This is a genomic window from Stenotrophomonas sp. TWI1149 (assembly GCF_039673155.1).
Taxonomy (GTDB): Bacteria; Pseudomonadota; Gammaproteobacteria; order Xanthomonadales; family Xanthomonadaceae; genus Stenotrophomonas; species Stenotrophomonas maltophilia_AA.
On the sequence record NZ_JBDJLB010000013.1, the window covers coordinates 1 to 18,625 of the forward strand.

Sequence of the window (18,625 nt, forward strand, 5' to 3'; positions counted from 1 at the left end):
TTCCGGCGTGGGCGCCAAGCTACATGGCGATCGCTCAGATCCAGGCTCGTACGGCGGCCCACGCCGGCTCTCGGCACCTAAGCTGCCAGATTCCGAACAGATAAGGCTCGTGTGCTGCCATCCATGGCAGCACACGGTCCCGGCCTGGCAATCCCGCCGCGCCTCCGACAGTGTGCTGGTGGGGGAGGGAGAGCAGCCGGGCATGGCCCGGCTCTACCATTCTGATGGGTTGGCGAAGTGCCGCTGTTCGCATTGAATCTTGGCGACTTAGCGACTTAGCGACTTAGCGACTTAGCGACTTAGCGACTGAGCGAAGGTTCGACTTCGCGATGAAGATTGCGCTTCTTAAGGCGTCTCGATCGCGAGAGCTGGTATTCAGTGCAAAACGTCAGCCACGCAAAAAAAACCGCTTTCACCAACCGCACTTCGCGATCTATCAATGCGGAGAGGCGCAGCCCATTTCAGGGCCGTAGTGCGCCATGGATGGCGCACTACGAGCCTACATGGACGTACTTGCGGCGGGCCCAGAAATGGGTTGCGCCTCTCCGCAAACGCACGGAAAGTGGAAACGCTGCTATTCGCGTTGTTCTGTAAGGCATCAGAGCTTCAAAGCTTCAAAGCTTCAAAGCGTCAAAGCGTCAAAGCGTCAAAGCGTCAAAGCGTCAAAGCGTCAGCGCTTAGGCAACCGGACAACCCGCGTCCTGCTGGCCCGGTCATGCCAGGTCAGGCGCTGTCGATCCACCAGCGCCCACCAGAACCCCAGGCCGGCCGCCAACACCGACAGCGAGCCCACCGCATACCGCAGCCACAACTGCCTGCGCGTCGGCACCGTGCCGTCCAGCGACACCACCTGCAATCGCCACGGCCGCATCCCCAGTGTCTGCCCACCGCGACGCCAACTCATCGTCGCGTACACCCCGGTCACGCCCCAGCAGCAGGCCCACAAGGCCCACTGCCACGCACTGAATGGCGCGATGTTCTCGCGCTCCGCATGGCCGCTCAACGTGTAGACCGCCACGAACAGCGCACCCAGCAGCATCCACAGCGCCAGCGCCGGGAAGAGGTCGTACAGGAGCGACAGCAAGCGCCACAGCAGCAACGACGCAGGACGATCAGCAGCAGTGGACGACAGCGGGGCATCGGTCATGTCCCGGAGCATACCCGGCCCGCCGCCCACGTTCGATGGCCCCCGATCATTCGCCTCCGTATGCTGTCCGCATGTCCGACGCCACCACCCCCGCACTGCGCCGCCAGCTCGTGCAGCACCTGCCCGAGCTGCGCGACGACGACAACGTCCGCATCCAGCGCTTCCTCGACACCGCCTGGGCCGAACACGGCCTTGCGCGTGCCAGCCTGGACAGCTATCGGCGCGATCTCGAAGGCCTCGCGCGCTGGCGTGATGGCGCCGCAGGGGGACTGGCCGGCCTCGACCGCGCCGGGCTGTTCGACTACCTCGCCTGGCGCTCCCGTCATGGCTGGTCGCCGCGCAGCAATGCCCGCCTGCTCTCCGCCCTGCGCGCCTTCTTCGCCGATGCCGTCCGCCGCGGCGAACGCAGCGACGACCCCAGCGCGCTGCTCGATCCGCCCAAGCTGCCCCGCCTGCTGCCCAAGGCGCTCGCCGAAAGCCAGATCGACGCGCTGTTGGCCAGCCCCGACATCGACACGCCGCTCGGCCTGCGCGACCGCGCCATGCTCGAGCTCATGTATGCCGCCGGCCTGCGCGTCAGTGAGCTGGTCAACCTGCCGGCCAATGCGGTCAACCTGCGCCAGGGTGTGCTGCGCGTCACCGGCAAGGGCAGCAAGGAACGCCTGGTCCCGCTCGGCGAAGAATCCCAGCACTGGCTCGAGCGCTACCTGGCCGAATCGCGCCCCCGGCTCACCGGCAAACGCAACGTGCCCACTCCGCAGGACGGCGCCGTGCCGATGTTCCTGGAGCCCTCCCTGCATCCGGTCAGCCGCCAGCAGTTCTGGGGCCTGGTGAAGAAGTATGCGGTACTGGCCGGGATCGACCCGGCCCGGATCAGCCCGCACGGCCTGCGCCACAGCTTCGCCACGCACCTGCTCAACCGGGGCGCCGATCTGCGGGCCCTGCAGATGCTGCTGGGCCACAGCTCCCTGTCCACCACCCAGATCTACACGCTGGTCGCGCGCGAACACCTGCAGAAACTGCACGCCAAGCACCACCCGCGCGGCTGATGCCGCGCCGGACAGGGGCGCGCGCCGCCGTTCCACTGCGGTCCAGCTGCGGGGGCAGGCAGCTGTGCGAGAATCCAGTCTGACTCCTTACACCGGAATGCTCGATGCTCCGTGTTGCCATTGCGGCGCTCTTCGGCGCGCTCAGCCTGACTGCCTGCGCGCAGCAACCGTCCGCTCCGGCGGCCAAGACCACGGCCGCTGCTCCGGCCGCTGCCGGCGATGCCGACCAGCGCGTGCGCACCGCGCTGCAGCAGCTGGACCCGACCTTCAAGCCCGATTTCATCGGTGCGGCGCCGTTTGCCGGGTTCCGTGAAGTGCTGGTCGGCGGCCAGGTGCTGTACGTCTCCGATGACGGCCGCTACCTGATGCAGTCCCAGCCGTACGACATCCAGAACAAGGGGCCGGTCAGCAGCCAGGGCCTGCTCAGCTACCGGCGCAAGCTGCTCGATGGCGTTCCCACCAACGAGCGCATCGTGTTCGCCGCGCCGAACGCCAAGTACACCGTCAGCGTCTTCACCGACATCGAGTGCGGGTACTGCCGCAAGCTGCACCAGGACATCGCCGAGCTCAACCGCAACGGCATCACCGTGGAATACCTGGCGTTCCCGCGCATGGGCCTGGGCAGCCAGGACTACACCGACATGATCTCGGTCTGGTGCGCGGCCGACCGCAAGCAGGCCCTGACCGCGGCCAAGACCGGCAAGGCCGTCACCCCGAAGAACTGCACCAACCCGGTGGCGATGCAGTACAAGCTCGGCCAGCAGATGGGCGTCAACGGTACCCCGGCGATCTTCGCCGCCGACGGCACCCAGCTCGGTGGCTACCTGCCGCCGGCCCAGCTCAAGGCGGCGCTGGAGCGCGTCTCGGCAGGCGGAAGCCGCTGAAAACAACACGCCCCGGCCAGGCCGGGGCGTGTTCTTCACTGAGCGGGGTGGTGCTTCGCTCGATCAGCTGGGCTGCGCCCTGCTCGATCAGCCGGGCAGCGTCCCGCGCTGCGGTGTCACTTCAGTCCATCACTGATCGCCTTGGTCAGCGTGCCCTGCGCATCATCGCCGCTGAACTCCCAGAAGAACGCACCGCCCAGGCCCTGCGTTTTCACGTAGCCCATCTTCTCGGTGACCATGGCCGGCGTGTCCACGCTCCAGAACGTGGTGCCGTTGGAGATCCATGTTGCCTTGGCGACGCTGTCGGTGTACACCGGCCAGTTGAGGGTCTTGAGCACTTTCCAGTCTTCGATGCCGGCCTCGTACGTGCCCGGTGCCGCGCCGCTGGCGCTCTTGTAGAGCCCGTTGTTGCCGGCGGCCACACCGGTCCAGCCACGGCCGTAGTAGCCGATGCCCAGGTTCAACTTGCTGGCCGGCACCCCGCGGCTGAGGAAGGCCTCCATCGCATCATTGCTGTTGTAGAACTTCTGGTCGTTGATGGACGGATCGGCCGGTGAATCGAACAGGGCCGAGTGGTGATTGGTCTGCGGATCCCACGCGCCGTGGAAGTCGTAGGTCATCACGTTGATGAAATCCAGGTACGGGTGATAGCTGGCCGGGTCGGTCACGCGAATCTTGTCCACGCCTGCGCCCACCGCCACCGTCAGCAGCAGGCCCGGCCGCACCGCATCGAGCTGGCGGCGGAATTCGGCCAGCAGCGCGGTGAAGTTGGCATTGTCGGCCGGCGTGCCGCAGCTCAGCCCGCAGGCCACCGGGTACTCCCAGTCGATGTCGATGCCGTCGAACACGCCGAGCGCCGCACCCGCGCCGCCCGCACCATCGGCGACCGGCAGGTTGCCCTTGATGTAGGCATCGATGCACGAGGCCACGAACGCCTGCCGGTTGGCCGGCTGCGCCGCGCTGGAGAACCCGCGCGACCAGGTCCAGCCGCCGAGCGAGATCAGCACCTTGATGTTCGGGTGCTTGGCCTTGAGCTGCTTGAGCTGGTTCCAGTTGCCGCGCAGCGGCTGGTCCCAGGTATCGCCGATGCCGCTCACGCTGGCGCCGGCGGCGAACGACTTGCCGTAGTCGGCATACGCATCGCCGCCCACGCCGGTGTTCGGGTCGGAGGCCTGGGTCACGCCCACTTCGCAGCGGTTGTTGCGCACGTTGCCGAAGGCGTAGTTGATGTGGGTCAGTTTCGCCGCCGAACCACTGGTGTCGATGTTCTTCACCTGGTAGTTGCGGCCATAGATGCCCCACTGGGTGAAGTAGCCGATCACCCGCTTGGTGCCGCCACCGCCACCGCCGGCGGCCGTGGTCACGCTGATCGAACCACTCTGCGCCGAGGCGTTGCCCGCGTTGTCGCGTGCCCGCACGGTGTAGGTGTAGGCCGTGCTCGCGCTGAGTCCGCCATCGGTGTACTGGGTCGCGCCGGGGGAGCCGACCAGGCTGCCGTTGCGGTACACGTCGTAGCCGGCCACGCCGCTGCCGCCGCTGTTGTCGGTGGCCGCATTCCAGGCCAGGTTCACCGTGGTGGCGGTCTTCGCGGGCGAGGCCAGCCCGCCCGGGACGCTGGGCGGCGTGGTGTCGTTGCTGGCGGCGGTGACGGTCACGTTGACCGTGGCCGAGGACGTCACCGCGTTGTTGTTGTCGGTCGCCACCGCCTTGAAGGTGTGGCTGCCGGCCGCGGCGTTGGTCCAGACCACGCTGTAGGGCGCACTGGTGTCGATGCCCAGCGAGGTGCCGCCGCGGAAGAACTCGACCTTGCTGATACTGCCGTCGGTATCGCTGGCATTGGCGCTGACCGTGATGCTGCTGCCGGCACTGAAGCTGGCCCCGGCGGCGGGCGAGGTCAGCGCGACGCTGGGCGGCTGGTTGCTGGCGCTGCCATCGCAGGCGCCGAGGTTGGTGTAGTAGGGCGCGCCGGCCGGGTGGTCGGGCGGGGCGTTCCAGATGTCCTGGTTGGCGCGGTACAGCACGCCCCCCTTCTGCAGGGTCTGGCCGGCCAGATAGATGGCTGCGCCGTTCCATTCGGGGGCCCCGGTACAGTTCGCCGCCTGGACCAGCGTGGGCGTGCCCGCGGCCGCGGCCAAGGCCAGGGCGAGCAGCCAGCGGGGGCGGCGGAGGAGGGCGGCGGGGGAGGAAAACGATGTCACTGCACGGCGCGCAATCGGGTCTGGCATGGTCGGTCTCCGATCAGGTGGGCGCATGCCGCCGGGATGGCGGCATGCGTGCAGCAGTTCCGGACGCCGGTGAGAGAGGCCGGCAACGACATGGGGGACGGACGGCACCTGGCCGCAGGCCAGGTGGTGATAACGTTGTCATGTAATCCGGGTGCAATCCGTGAACCAGCGCATGGTTCTGGTGTGAACGCGGTTGTCCCCGGCCCTGGCCGGCCGATCCCCAAGGCCGGGCCGCGGCGGCCGACTTGGGTACAATAGTGGGCCCCGTTCCCAACCACGGTTCCCCGGACATGATGGTCCTCGAGGGCGCATCCGCCCTTTCGCCGTTCCGCCGCGAACGTCTTGAATCCCGCCTGCAGTCCCTGGCCGCCGATCTGCGCATCACCGGTGCCTGGCATGTCTACTTCATCCAGACCGAGGGCGATGCGGCCCCGGACCCGGCGATCCTGAGCCGGATCCTGGAAGCCCAGCCGGCGCTGGCCGGGCGTGAGGACGGGGCGGTGTCGCGCTTCGTGGTGCCGCGGTTGGGCACGTTGTCGCCGTGGTCGAGCAAGGCGACCGAGCTGGTCCGCGGTGCCGGGCAGCCGATCCGCCGGGTCGAACGTGGCCTGCGCATCGACCTGGCCGGCTGGCCGACCGATGCGGCCGCGCAGGAAGCGGTGATCCGGGCGCTGCACGACCCGATGACCCAGTCCGTGCTGGCCGAGACCGCGCAGGCCCAGGCGCTGTTCAGCGTCCCGGCGCGCGGCGAGCTGGAGCGGATCGCACTGGATGACCTGGAAGCCGCCAACAGCCGCCTCGGCCTGGCCATGGCCCAGGACGAGATCGACTACCTGCGCCAGCGCTTCGGCGATCTGGGCCGCAAGCCGTCGGACGTGGAACTGATGATGTTCGCGCAGGCCAACTCCGAGCACTGCCGCCACAAGATCTTCAATGCCAGCTGGACCATCGACGGCGCCGACCAGTCGCACTCGCTGTTCCGGATGATCAAGAACACCCACCAGCAGACCCCGCAGCACACGTTGAGCGCCTACAGCGACAACGCCGCGGTGGTCGCCGGCTTCCCGGCCGCCCGCTATCGTCCGGACCCGGCCACCGGCCAGTACCGCAGCGAGGCCGTGGTGGATTCGGCGTTCTGCATCAAGGTGGAAACGCATAACCACCCGACCGCGATCGCCCCGTTCCCGGGCGCGGCCACGGGCGCGGGCGGTGAGATCCGCGACGAAGGCGCGACCGGCCGCGGCGGCAAGCCCAAGGCCGGCCTGACCGGTTTCTCGGTCTCGCACCTGCGCATCCCGACCCTGCCGCAGCCGTGGGAAGCGCCGCGCGCGCTCAACCCGCGCATGGCACCGGCGCTGGACATCATGCTGGACGGCCCGCTCGGCGGCGCTGCCTTCAACAACGAGTTCGGCCGCCCGAACCTGCTCGGTTACTTCCGCAGCTTCGAACTGCCCGAAGGCGAGGGCCTGACCCGCGCCTACGACAAGCCGATCATGCTGGCCGGTGGCCTGGGCGCGATCGACCAGAACCAGGTCGAGAAGCTGCGCCTGCAGCCCGGCGATGCGGTGATCGTGCTCGGCGGTCCGGCGATGCTGATCGGTCTCGGCGGCGGCGCCGCCAGCTCGGTGGCCTCCGGTGAAAGCGCCGAAGACCTCGATTTCGCCAGCGTCCAGCGCGACAACCCGGAAATGGAGCGTCGCTGCCAGGAAGTGATCGACCGCTGCGTCGCGCTCGGCCTGGACAACCCGATCCGCTGGTTCCATGACGTCGGCGCCGGTGGCCTGTCCAACGCGATTCCCGAGTTGCTGCACGACTCCGGCGTGGGGGGCGTGATCGATCTGGGCAAGGTGCCCGCCGATGACCCGTCGCTGTCGCCGATGCAGCTGTGGTGCAACGAATCGCAGGAACGTTACGTGCTCGGGGTGCCGCAGGCACGCCTGGCCGAGTTCGCCGCGCTGTGCGCGCGCGAGCGGTGCCCGTTCGCCGCGGTCGGTGTCGCCACCGCCGAAGAGCGTCTGGTCGTGGCCTATGGCGCGACCGTGGGCAACACCCCGGCCGATGCCCCGATCGATCTGCCGATGGACGTGCTGTTCGGCAAGGCGCCGAAGATGCACCGCGACACCGTGCACCCGGCGGCACCGCGCTGGCCGGCGCTGAAGACCGCCGGGCTGGACCTGCACGAAGCGGGTCTTCGCGTGCTGGCGCATCCCTCGGTGGCCTCGAAGAACTTCCTGGTCACCATCGGTGACCGCAGCGTCGGCGGCCTGACCGCACGTGAGCAGATGATCGGCCCGTGGCAGCTGCCGCTGGCCAACGTCGCCATCACCCTGGCTGGTTTCGATACCGTTGCCGGTGAAGCGATGGCGATCGGCGAGCGCACCCCGCTGGCCCTGCTGGATGCGGCCGCCTCGGCGCGCATGGCGGTCGGTGAAGCGATCACCAACCTGTGCGCGGCGCCGGTCGATGCGCTGGAAACGGTGAAGCTGTCGGCCAACTGGATGGCCGCAGCCGGCCACCACGGCGAAGACGCGCTGCTGTATGACGCGGTGCGTGCGGTCGGCATGGAACTGTGCCCGCAGCTGGACCTGAGCATTCCGGTCGGCAAGGACTCGCTGTCCATGCAGGCGCAGTGGCAGGCCGACGGCCAGGCGCACAAGTCGGTCTCGCCGGTCTCGCTGGTGATCTCGGCCTTCGCGCCCGTCGCCGATGCGACCGGCCAGCTGACCCCGCTGCTCGACCGCGATGCCGACAGCGAGCTGTGGCTGATCGGCCTGGGGGCTGGCAAACAGCGCCTGGGCGGCTCGATCCTGGCCCAGGTGCACGCCGACCATTCCGCACTGCCGGCCTTCGCCGGTGCCGTGCCGGACCTGGACGATGCGCAGCGCCTGCGCGCCTTCTTCGAACTGATCCGCGACGCGCGCCAGGCCGGCCTGCTGCTGGCCTACCATGACCGCAGCGACGGCGGCGCGTTCGCCGCACTGTGCGAGATGGCCTTCGCTTCGCGTCTCGGCCTGGACATCACCCTCGATGCCTGGGGCGATGATCCGTTCCGCAGCCTGTTCAATGAAGAACTGGGTGCGGTGGTGCAGATCGCCAAGGAAGACCGCGCGGCGTTCGCCGATCTGGTCGAGCGTCATGCCCTGACCGAATGCGCGCAGCGCATCGCGCGCCCGACCACCGCCCCGGTGGTGCGCGTCTCGCTGCAGGCCGACAGCCTGGTCGAGTGGCGCTGGGAAGCGCTGTTCGATGCCTGGTGGTCGGTCACCCACGCGATGCAGAAGCTGCGCGACAACCCGGACAACGCCGATCAGGAGCGTGCGATCGCGCGCAACTTCAACGCGTCGGGCCTGAAGCCCAAGCTGACCTTCGACATCAACGAAGACGTGGCGATGCCCTTCATCAACACCGGCGCGCGTCCGCGCGTGGCGGTGCTGCGCGAGCAGGGCGTCAATGGCCAGATCGAAATGGCGAACGTCTTCGAACGTGCCGGCTTCAGTTCGTTCGATGTGCATATGAGCGACCTGATCGAAGGCCGCGTCGCGCTGTCCGATTTCACCGGCCTGGTGGCCTGTGGCGGCTTCAGCTACGGCGATGTGCTCGGTGCCGGCCGCGGCTGGGCCACCTCGGTGCTGGAGCGCAGCGCGCTGCGCGATGCCTTCGCGGCGTTCTTCGCCCGCGAGGACAGCTTCGCCTTGGGCGTGTGCAACGGCTGCCAGATGATGAGCCAGCTCAAGGACATCATCCCCGGTGCCGAACACTGGCCGCAGTTCCGCCGCAACCGCAGCGAGCAGTTCGAAGCGCGCACCGCGTTGCTGGAAGTGGTGGAATCGCCGTCGATCCTGCTGCGCGGCATGGCCGGCTCGCGCCTGCCGGTCGCGGTGGCGCATGGCGAGGGCCAGGCCGTCTTCGCCAATGCGGTCGATCAGGCCGCAGCGCGCGTATCGCTGCGTTACATCGATGGCGATGGCAACATGGCCACCCAGTACCCGCTGAATCCGAACGGCTCGCCCGACGGCATCACCGGCCTGACCACCACCGACGGCCGCACCACGATCATGATGCCGCATCCGGAACGCACCCCGCGTGCGATCAACCACAGCTGGCATCCAGACCACTGGAACGGCGATTCGCCGTGGCTGCGGATGTTCCGCAACGCAAGAGTATGGTGCGGCTGATACTGCGCACCGCATCGCATTCGATGCGGTGAAAGTCGCGTGAAGAAACCGCCGGCCTGTCCGGCGGTTTTCTTTTGCATGGCCCACAAACTGATCGACAGCAATGAGTTACATGGCGTTACAGCGTGAAAACGCGTTATGGCGATTGCTCACATACATCTAACAAAATCACGCGATAACACGTCGTTTCTGTGACGCAATTCGCGGTCATATGAATTTCAATGTCAAAGTCTTGACGTTGTTCAAACTGTACGTTAACACTGCATGCTCATTTCGACAGCGTTCAGTTCCGCAGTAAGCGCATGGATGGCGTGCACGCTGTAGGTATCTGCCAGCCATTGCGCACAACGCAGTAAATCAAGCGAAAAAACGCCCCCAGGGGACGTTGGACCACGCGGTCCGGCGTTGGCGTCGCTTTGCCTAAAACCAGCCTAATCAGGAGCCGCATCGATGAATCGGATTTATCGCAAGGTCTGGAACAAAGCACTGGGGCAGATGGTCGTCGCCTCGGAATTGGCCAGCAGCCAGTCCTCGGGTGTCGTCATCGATCAGCGCCGAACCTCTGGCGGACGCAACACCGCACTGCTCTCGGCCGCCATCGCGTTGACGCTTGGATGGGGCACGGCAGGCGCCGTGCAGACGGCGCACGCGCAATCGGTGGAAGTGGGGGGCAATGCGAACTGCCTGGTGCTCAACAGCGGCATCGTCGACAGCTGCGTGGTCGACGGCAACGCCACGGCATCGGGCACCAACGCGGTCGCCATCGGCAGCAACAGCACGGCGTCGGCGGCCAACAGCGTGGCGCTCGGCGCCGGCTCGAAGGCCAACCGGGCCAACACCGTTTCGGTGGGGGATGCCGGCAAGGAACGCCAGGTCACCAACGTCGCCGCCGGCACGGCCGCGACGGACGCGGTGAACAAGGCACAGCTGGACAAGGTGGCGGTCGCCGCCGAAGGCGCGACCCGCTATTTCAAGGCCGACGGTGACGGCAGCGACGCCGATGCGGCGAAGATCGATGGCGAGGGTGCACTGGCCGCAGGCGCCAGCGCCAACGCCGATGGCGACGGCGCAACCGCGCTGGGTCGCAGCAGCCAGGCGGTCGGCAATGCCACCACGGCAGTGGGCAGCGAAGCGCTCGCGATCGGCCTCGGGGCGAGTTCGTTCGGCCAGGGCAGCATGGCCTTCGGGGATGCCAGCATCGCGCTCGGCCAGAGTGCAGCGGCCTTCGGTCTGGGCGATGTCGCCCTCGGTGCATCGGCCGTGGCGGCCAGTGAAAACGGTGCGGCCACCGCGATCGGCGGCCTGGCGGAAGCCAGTGCCGATGGCGCGACCGCGATCGGTGGGGGTGCCTTGGCCATCGGCCCGGGCAGCACCTCGCTCGGCCGCGGTGCGGCCAGTGCCGGTGAAGCCTCGGTCGCGGTCGGCGCGTTCAGCGTCGCGGTCGCGGATTTCAGCGCGACCCTCGGCGCGAACTCGGCTGCGGTGGCGGTGGGAAGCGTGGCGCTCGGCGCCGGTTCGTACGCCGATCGCGTCGATACGGTATCGGTCGGCAATGCGGAAAACGGACTGCGTCGCCAGATCACCAATCTTGCCGATGGCACCGAAGACAGTGACGCGGTGAACAAGGCGCAGCTGGACCAGGTCGGTGCGGTCGCAGCCAACACCGACAAGCGCTTCCAGGCCACCGGCAGCAGCGACAGCGATGCCGGTGCCCTCGCAGCAGGCGAAAACGCGACCGCGATCGGTGAAGCCGCCAACGCGCTGGCCAACGGCGCGACCGCGCTCGGCAGCGGGGCCACGGTCACCGCGCAGAACGCGACGGCCGTCGGCTACAACGCCAGTGCCACCGGCCAGAACAGCGCGGCGTTCGGCACCAATGCGCAGGCCAATGGTCCGGGCAGTGTGGCAGTGGGCGGTGCAGCGGTGGATGCCGATGGCAACCCGCTGATCACCAACGGCGGCGTGCCGGTGGATACCGGTGCGACCAGCGCCGGCGTCGGCGGCACGGCCGTCGGTGCGAGCGCGGAAGCCTCGGGTTTCGCTGCTTCGTCGTACGGCGTCGGCGCCTATGCGGCCGGTGCGCAGGCCTCGGCGTTCGGTGCGGTGGCCAATGCCACCGGCGACTATTCCACCGCCGTCGGTACGCAGAGCGTGGCGACCGGCAACAGCAGCACCGCCATCGGCGGGCCGGCGGATCTGCTGCCTGGCCTGGGCTTCTTCGTGCAGACCCAGGCCAGTGGCGAAGCGGCCACCGCGGTGGGTGCGGGCGCGATTGCCAGTGGCGATTACGCGGTGGCCAACGGCACCCTGAGCGAAGCCTCGGGCACCGAAGCTACCGCCGTGGGCTACTTCGCCTACGCTCCGGGCGAGGGCGCCACGGCGCTCGGCGCGGAAACCTGGGCCAGCGGTGAACTGAGCACGGCGGTGGGCTTCTACAGCACTGCGCGCGGCGCGAACAGCGTCGCGCTGGGCGCCAACTCCACCGCCACCCGCGACAACACGGTCTCGGTCGGTGATGTCGGCAACGAGCGCCAGATCACCCACGTCGCCGCGGGCAGCGAAGCGACCGATGCGGTCAACAAGGCGCAGCTTGATGCAGTGGCCAGCTCGGCCTCGGCGACATCGACGCAGTTCAAGGCCAACGGCGCTGCCAGTGGTGCGGTCGGCGCCTTTGCCGATGGCGAGGATGCACTGGCGGCCGGTGAAGCCAGCAATGCGCTGGGGGCCGGGGCAACGGCGGTCGGTGGTGGTGCGACCGCAGTCGGCGATGACACCGTCGCGCTGGGCCGCAACAGCAGCGCCACCGGCACGGGCAGTGTCGCCATCGGCGGCCTGGGCCAGGCGTATGACGAATACAACCAGCCGCTGGTCGATGACCAGGGCAATGCGATCCTGATCGGTGCCACTGCCGCGCCGGACAGCGTGGCGGTCGGTGCCGGTGCGCAGGCGACGGGCACCACCAGCAATGCGTTCGGCAGCGGTGCACAGGCCACCGGCAGCAACAGCCTGGCCAGCGGCTACAAGGCGCGCGCCACCGGCGATTACAGCGTGGCGCAGGGCGACAACGCCTTCGCCAGCGGCGAGGAAACCACCGCGACCGGCGCGTATGCGTGGGCCACCGCGGATGGTGCCACCGCCTTCGGTTCCAGTGCGTGGGCGACCGAAGCCAACGCCACGGCGGTCGGTCAGTCGGCCTGGGCCAGCGGCACCGGCTCGACCTCGATCGGCTACAACAGCTGGGCGCGTGGCAGCAGTTCCACCGCGCTCGGCCGCGGTGCTTTCGGCTACGGCGACAACAGCGTGGCCGTCGGTTTCCAGGCATTGGGCAACAGCATCAACAGCATCGCCATCGGCACCAACGTGGTCGTCGGCGGCGAGAGTGCGATCGGCATCGGTGCCGGCAGCAGCGCGACGGCGTCCAATGCGGTCGCGCTGGGCGCGGGCGCGGTCGCCGACCGTGCCTACACCGTCTCGGTCGGCAACGATGACCGGCAGCGCCAGATCACCCAGGTGGCCGCCGGTACCGAGGGCAGCGATGCGGTCAATCTGGATCAGCTGACTGCGGCGACCGACCAGTTCCAGGCCAGTGGCGAGGGTGTTGCCGTCGCCGGTGGCCAGGAAAGCGTGGCCGCCGGTGCGAACGCGGCCACCGATGGCGATTACGCCACCGCGGTCGGTTCAAGCAGCTTCGCGGCAGGCACGGGCGCGTCGGCGTTGGGCAGTGGCGCCTTCGCTCTGGCCGACAACGCCAGTGCCGTCGGCTTCAACGCGGTCGCCAGCGGTGCCAATGCGATCGCGGTCGGCGCCAATGCGCAGTCCACTGCCGAATACGCGACGGCGACCGGTGCCGAAAGCCTGGCCTCCGGCGAGCAGAGCACCGCGACTGGTGCGGCCAGTGTCGCCTCCGGCGCCGGCAGCCTGGCCGGCGGCGCGCTGTCGGAGGCCGCCGGTGAAGAATCGGTGGCCCTGGGTTACTTCAGCAGTGCCAGCGGCGAGGGTGCGACCGCGGTCGGTGCGGAAAGCGTGGTCAGCGGGACGCTCTCGGCCGGTTACGGGTTCGCCTCCGAAGCGACCGCCAACTACACCACCGCGATCGGTGGCTACGCGGTGGCGTCGGCCTTCAACGCGACCGCACTGGGCAGTTTCGCGCAGGCGACCGGCTCCAACAGCGTGGCACTCGGTGGCGATGCCGAAGCCTCCGGTGCATACAGCACCGCGACCGGCCAGGGCAGCCTGGCCAGCGGCATCAACAGCGTGGCCGTCGGTGGTGCGCTGTTCGGCCTGCTGCCCACCGAAGCCTCCGGCAACTACTCCACGGCCGTCGGCGGTGGTGCATGGTCGCCGGGCGTCAACAGCACCGCGCTCGGCAATGCGGCCACTTCGAGCGGGGCGAACAGCGTCGCCCTCGGCGCCGACTCGATCGCCGACCGCGATGACAGCGTCTCGGTCGGCAGTGCCGATGCGCAGCGGCAGATCACCAACGTCGCAGCGGGCACCGACGGCACCGATGCGGTCAACGTGAATCAGTTGAATGCAGTGGCCGATGCGGCCGCCACCACCAGCAAGTACTTCCAGGCCAGTGGCAGTGCCGACAGCGATGCCGGTGCCTACGTGGAGGGTGACAACGCGCTGGCCGCCGGTGAGGCGTCCAACGCGATCGGCAACGGTGCCACCGCGCTGGGCAGCGGCAGCACCGTGATCGGCACCGAATCCACTGCGCTGGGCTTCAACGCCACGGTCACCGGGGACAACGCGGTGGCGATCGGCAGCAATGCGAGCAGCAGCGCCGCAGGCGCGGTGGCCCTCGGCGATCTGAGCGCGGCCTCCGGCGCGGCCAGCGTCGCCATCGGCGGCGGTTCGCTGTCGCAGGGCTTCGGTGCGGTGGCGATCGGTGCCGGCTCCGAGGCTGCGGGCCTTGCCGCCACGGCGGTCGGTTACGGCGCCTGGGCGCTGGGGCGAGAATCCACCGCGATCGGCAACTTCGCTACCGCGGACGGCTGGCAGGCCAGTGCGTTCGGCGCGAACGCCACCGCAGGCTTCTTCGGCACTGCACTGGGCAGCAACACGCAGGCGGCCGACGTGGCGACCGCGGTAGGCCAGGGCACGCGTGCGGATATCGCCGGTGCCGCCTTTGGCGTGCAGGCCAACGCAGGCCTGTATGGCGTGGCGGTGGGTAACAACGCCGCCACCGGGGAAGACGGCGTGGCCGTCGGCTTCAACGCGCTGGCCGGTGCGGATGCGGGCAGTGTCACGCAGGGCATCCAGACCACCGCGATCGGCAGTGAAGCCTGGGCGACCGAAGACGGTGCCACCGTCGTCGGCTACAACAGCTACGCGCAGGCGGTGAATTCCACCGTGGTGGGCAGCAACACCTGGACCACCAAGGACGCCGACAACAGCGTCGCGCTCGGTGCCGGTTCGCTGGCTGATCGTGCCAACGCCGTCTCGGTAGGTGCCGCGCAGGCCTGGACCGACGCGGCGGGCGTGGTGCATGAGGCCATTGATCGGCAGATCACCAATGTCGGTGCCGGTACCGAAGACACCGATGCGGTCAACGTCGCGCAGCTGAAGGAGGTGGCAGCAACGGCTGAAGCCACCAGCAAGTACTTCCAGGCCAGCGGCAGCGCTGACAGCGACGCCGGTGCGTACGTGGAAGGCGACAACGCGCTGGCCGCCGGTGAGGCGTCCAACGCCATCGGCAACGGCGCCAGCGCGCTCGGCAGCGGGGCAACGGCCGTCGCCGACAACGCCACCGCGGTCGGCTTCAACGCCTTGGCAAGCGCCGAAGGCGCCGCGGCCCTGGGCAGTGACGCGCAGGCGACCGGCGAAGACAGCGTCGCGGTCGGCAACGGCGCCAGTGCCAGCGAGATCGGTGCCAGTGCCACGGGCGCCGGTGCGCAGGCCGGCGGTGCTTACGCCACGGCGACCGGCAGCCAGTCCACGGCGGCGGGCCAGCAGGCCACCGCCAACGGCTTCCGCGCGAATGCCTCCGAAGCCGGTGCATCGGCCTTCGGCAGCTACAGCGAAGCGACCGGGCAGCTCTCTTCCGCGCTGGGCTACGGGGCGGTTGCCTCCAACGCCTATGCCGTGGCGGTGGGTGCCGCCTCGACCGCCTCCGGCGCGGGTGCGGTGGCGGTGGGTGAATCGTCTGAAGCCACCGGCGATGAGAGCGTGGCAATCGGTGGCACGACCTTCTATGGTCTGCTGCCGTCGCGCGCCTCCGGCACCGGTGCGTCCGCCTTCGGTGCAGGTGCGTGGGCAACCGATGATTACGCCACCGCGATCGGGTGGAACTCGTGGGCCGATGCGGGCAATGCCACCGCACTGGGCGCCAGTGCCAGCGCGGAGGGCGTGAACAGCGTCGCGCTCGGCGCCGGTTCCACCGCGGATCGCGACAACTCGGTCTCGGTCGGTACGGCCACCGCGCAGCGGCAGATCACCAACGTCGCTGCCGGTACTGAAGGCACCGACGCGGTGAACGTCGACCAGCTCAATGCGGTCGCCGATGTCGCGGAAACCACCAGCCGGTACTTCCAGGCGTCGGGCAGCGGCAATGGCGATGACGTCGGCAGCTATGTCGACGGGGCGTATGCCACCGCGGCGGGCGAAGCGGCCAATGCGTTCGGCACCGGGGCCTCGGCCTATGGCAGCGGCGCCCTGGCCTCCGGGCGCAACGCCTCGGCGTCGGGCTTCAACGCCTCGGCCACGGCCGATTCGGCGACCGCCATCGGTGGTGCGCTGTATTACGAAGATGACAATGGCAACGTGCTGCTGGACAAGGCCACCAGTGCCAGCGCCGTCGGTGCCACCGCACTCGGTGCGGGGGCGCAGGCGGACGGCAGCTTCAGTACCGCCACCGGTGCCGGCGCCACGGCAACGGGGCTGCAGTCCTCGGCCTTCGGCTACAGCGCCGAAGCCGGCAGCGACTACAGCACTGCGGTCGGTACCTTCAGCGCCGCCAGCGGCGTGCGCACCACGGCGTTGGGCTACGGTGCCGAAGCCAGTGGGGATTACGCGTCCGCACTGGGCTGGGGCAGCGCCGCCTCGGGCAGCTACGCCAATGCACTGGGCTACGCGTCGCAGGCCAGCGGCGACAACAGTGTGGCTGCCGGTTCCAACGCCTGGGCCACCGCGGCACGCACCACGGCGGTCGGGCAGCTGGCCTGGGCCACCTCCCAGGGCGCCACCGCCATCGGCCAGGACAGCTACGCGTACAGCGGCATCAATGCCACCGCGCTGGGCACCAGTTCGTCGGCCAGTGGCGCAGGCAGCGTCGCGCTGGGCGCCGGTGCCCGCACCAGCGAGGCCAACGTGGTCTCGGTCGGCGGCGGCAACGGCACCACCGGCCCGGCCACGCGCCGCATCACCAATGTCGGGGATGCGGTCAATGCCAGTGACGCGGTGACCAAGTCGCAGCTGGATACCGTGGCTGCGACCGCCGATGCGGTCGGCAAGCACTTCCAGGCCAGCGGCAGCGGCGTGGCCACGGCCAGCGGCAGCGATGCGCTCGCCGCCGGTTCCGGCGCGACCGCCAGCGCAACCCGCAGCAGTGCGCTGGGTACCGCCGCCGTCGCCTCGGCCACCGGTGCCACCGCAGTCGGCGCCGATGCCTCGGCACGCGGTGCCAACAGCACCGTGCTCGGCCGCCAGGCCTCGACCAACGCAACCAACGGTGTGGCGATCGGCAACGGCGCGTTCGCCAGCAACGGGGCCAACAGCATCGCGATCGGTTCGGCAGCGGGCGTCTCCGGTGCCAACGCCGTGGCGCTGGGTGCCGGGTCGCGCGCAGTGGAGGCCAACGTAGTCTCGGTGGGTGGCGGCAATGGCACCGACGGCCCGGCCACGCGCCGCATCGTCAACGTCGGCACCGGCCGCATCGCGGCAGGCAGCACCGATGCGGTGACCGGTGGCCAGCTCAACACCACCAACCAGCGTGTCGGTGCGGTGGAAACCCAGGTCGGTGATATCGACACCCGGATCGGCTCGGTCGAGAACGTCACCGCCAATGCGCTGACCTACGACGACAGCAGCCGAGACACACTGACCCTGTCGGGTCTGCAGGGCACCACGCTGGACAACGTCGGCAGCGGTTCGATCGCGTCCGGCAGCCGCCAGGCGATCAACGGCGGACAGTTGTTCCAGTCGCTGACCGATGTCGCCACCTTCCTCGGCGGCGGCGCCAGCGTGGGCATGCAGGGGGTGTTCGTCGCGCCGAACTATGTGATCCAGGGGGCGACGTACAGCAACGTGGGCGACGCACTGGGTGCGCTGGACCGCAAGGTCAGCGACCTGGACCAGCGCGTGGCCGGTGGCGGCAGTGGCGGTGCACGTGCACGCACCGCCGCAGTGGCCACCGCCAGCGTCGCACCGGACGCCAGTGTCATGAGTGCTGCCAGCGAGGACGCGATTGCGACGGTACAGGGCACGCCGACCGCGGCGAGCGTGGGCAGCAGTCAGCCGCTCAGTGCGCCCGCCGCCGCACCGGCCGCGGTCAATGCGGTGGTGATGGGCGACGGTGCCGTGGCCAGCGGGGCGTCGGCCACGGCGATCGGCCAGGGCGCGACCGCCTCGGCCGCCAACTCCGTGGCACTGGGCCAGGGCTCGGTCGCGGATCGTGCCGATACGGTCTCGGTCGGCAGCGTCGGCAACGAGCGTCAGGTCGCCAACGTGGCGGCCGGTACGCAGGCCACCGATGCGGTCAACAAGGGCCAGCTGGACGGTGGCATCGCGACCGCCAACAGCTACACCGACCAGCGCTTCACCTCGATGGCCGACAGTTTCGATATCTACAAGGGCGAGATCGACCAGCGCCTGCGTCACCAGGACCGTCGCATTGATCGCCAGGGTGCGATGAGCGCGGCCATGCTCAACATGGCCACCAGCGCCGCCGGCGTGCGCACCCAGAACCGCGTCGGTGTCGGCGTCGGTTTCCAGGGCGGCGAATCGGCGTTGTCGCTGGGCTACCAGCGCGCGCTCAGCGAGCGCGCCACGGTGACCCTGGGCGGTGCCTTCAGCAGTGATGACAGCTCGGTCGGCGTGGGTGCCGGCTTTGGCTGGTAAGCCGTTTCAACGCGGGGCCGTGCGCGGCCCCGCTGCAACGCAATGCAAGGCCTGAGGGGGCGGGTCACGGGAACCCTGGCCAGGG

At 69.1% G+C, this 18,625-nt stretch carries 6 protein-coding genes; 4 read left to right on the forward strand and 2 right to left on the reverse strand.

Going from position 1 to position 18,625, the window contains the following annotated elements; genetic code table 11:
- Positions 1 to 670: 670 nt before the first annotated feature.
- Positions 671 to 1,159, reverse strand: a complete 489-nt coding sequence (locus tag ABE424_RS14925; RefSeq protein ID WP_346491383.1) for an RDD family protein — start codon at positions 1,157 to 1,159, stop codon at positions 671 to 673.
- A gap of 59 nt (positions 1,160 to 1,218) precedes the next feature.
- Between ABE424_RS14925 and xerD the strand changes: the two genes are divergently transcribed.
- Together xerD and ABE424_RS14935 are read left to right on the forward strand one after the other, a co-directional pair.
- Positions 1,219 to 2,196, forward strand: a complete 978-nt coding sequence (gene xerD / locus ABE424_RS14930; protein ID WP_176990448.1) for a site-specific tyrosine recombinase XerD — start codon at positions 1,219 to 1,221, stop codon at positions 2,194 to 2,196.
- 104 nt (positions 2,197 to 2,300) lie between these two features.
- Entirely contained in the window at positions 2,301 to 3,080 is a 780-nt protein-coding gene (locus ABE424_RS14935) for a thioredoxin fold domain-containing protein (RefSeq protein WP_346491382.1), read from the forward strand.
- 116 nt (positions 3,081 to 3,196) lie between these two features.
- Here ABE424_RS14935 and ABE424_RS14940 read toward each other — a convergent pair whose 3' ends face one another.
- Positions 3,197 to 5,305 carry a glycosyl hydrolase family 18 protein gene (locus ABE424_RS14940; RefSeq protein WP_346491381.1) on the reverse strand — a complete coding sequence of 703 codons (2,109 nt, stop codon included), beginning with the start codon at positions 5,303 to 5,305 and terminating at the stop codon, positions 3,197 to 3,199.
- Between the two features lie 290 nt (positions 5,306 to 5,595).
- Between ABE424_RS14940 and purL the strand changes: the two genes are divergently transcribed.
- Together purL and ABE424_RS14950 are read left to right on the forward strand one after the other, a co-directional pair.
- A complete protein-coding gene (gene purL, locus ABE424_RS14945; protein ID WP_346491380.1) occupies positions 5,596 to 9,480 on the forward strand; it encodes a phosphoribosylformylglycinamidine synthase in 3,885 nt (1,294 codons plus the stop codon).
- A 450-nt stretch (positions 9,481 to 9,930) separates the two neighbouring features.
- Entirely contained in the window at positions 9,931 to 18,540 is an 8,610-nt protein-coding gene (locus ABE424_RS14950; RefSeq protein WP_346491379.1) for an ESPR-type extended signal peptide-containing protein, read from the forward strand.
- The last annotated feature ends 85 nt before the right edge of the window (positions 18,541 to 18,625 follow it).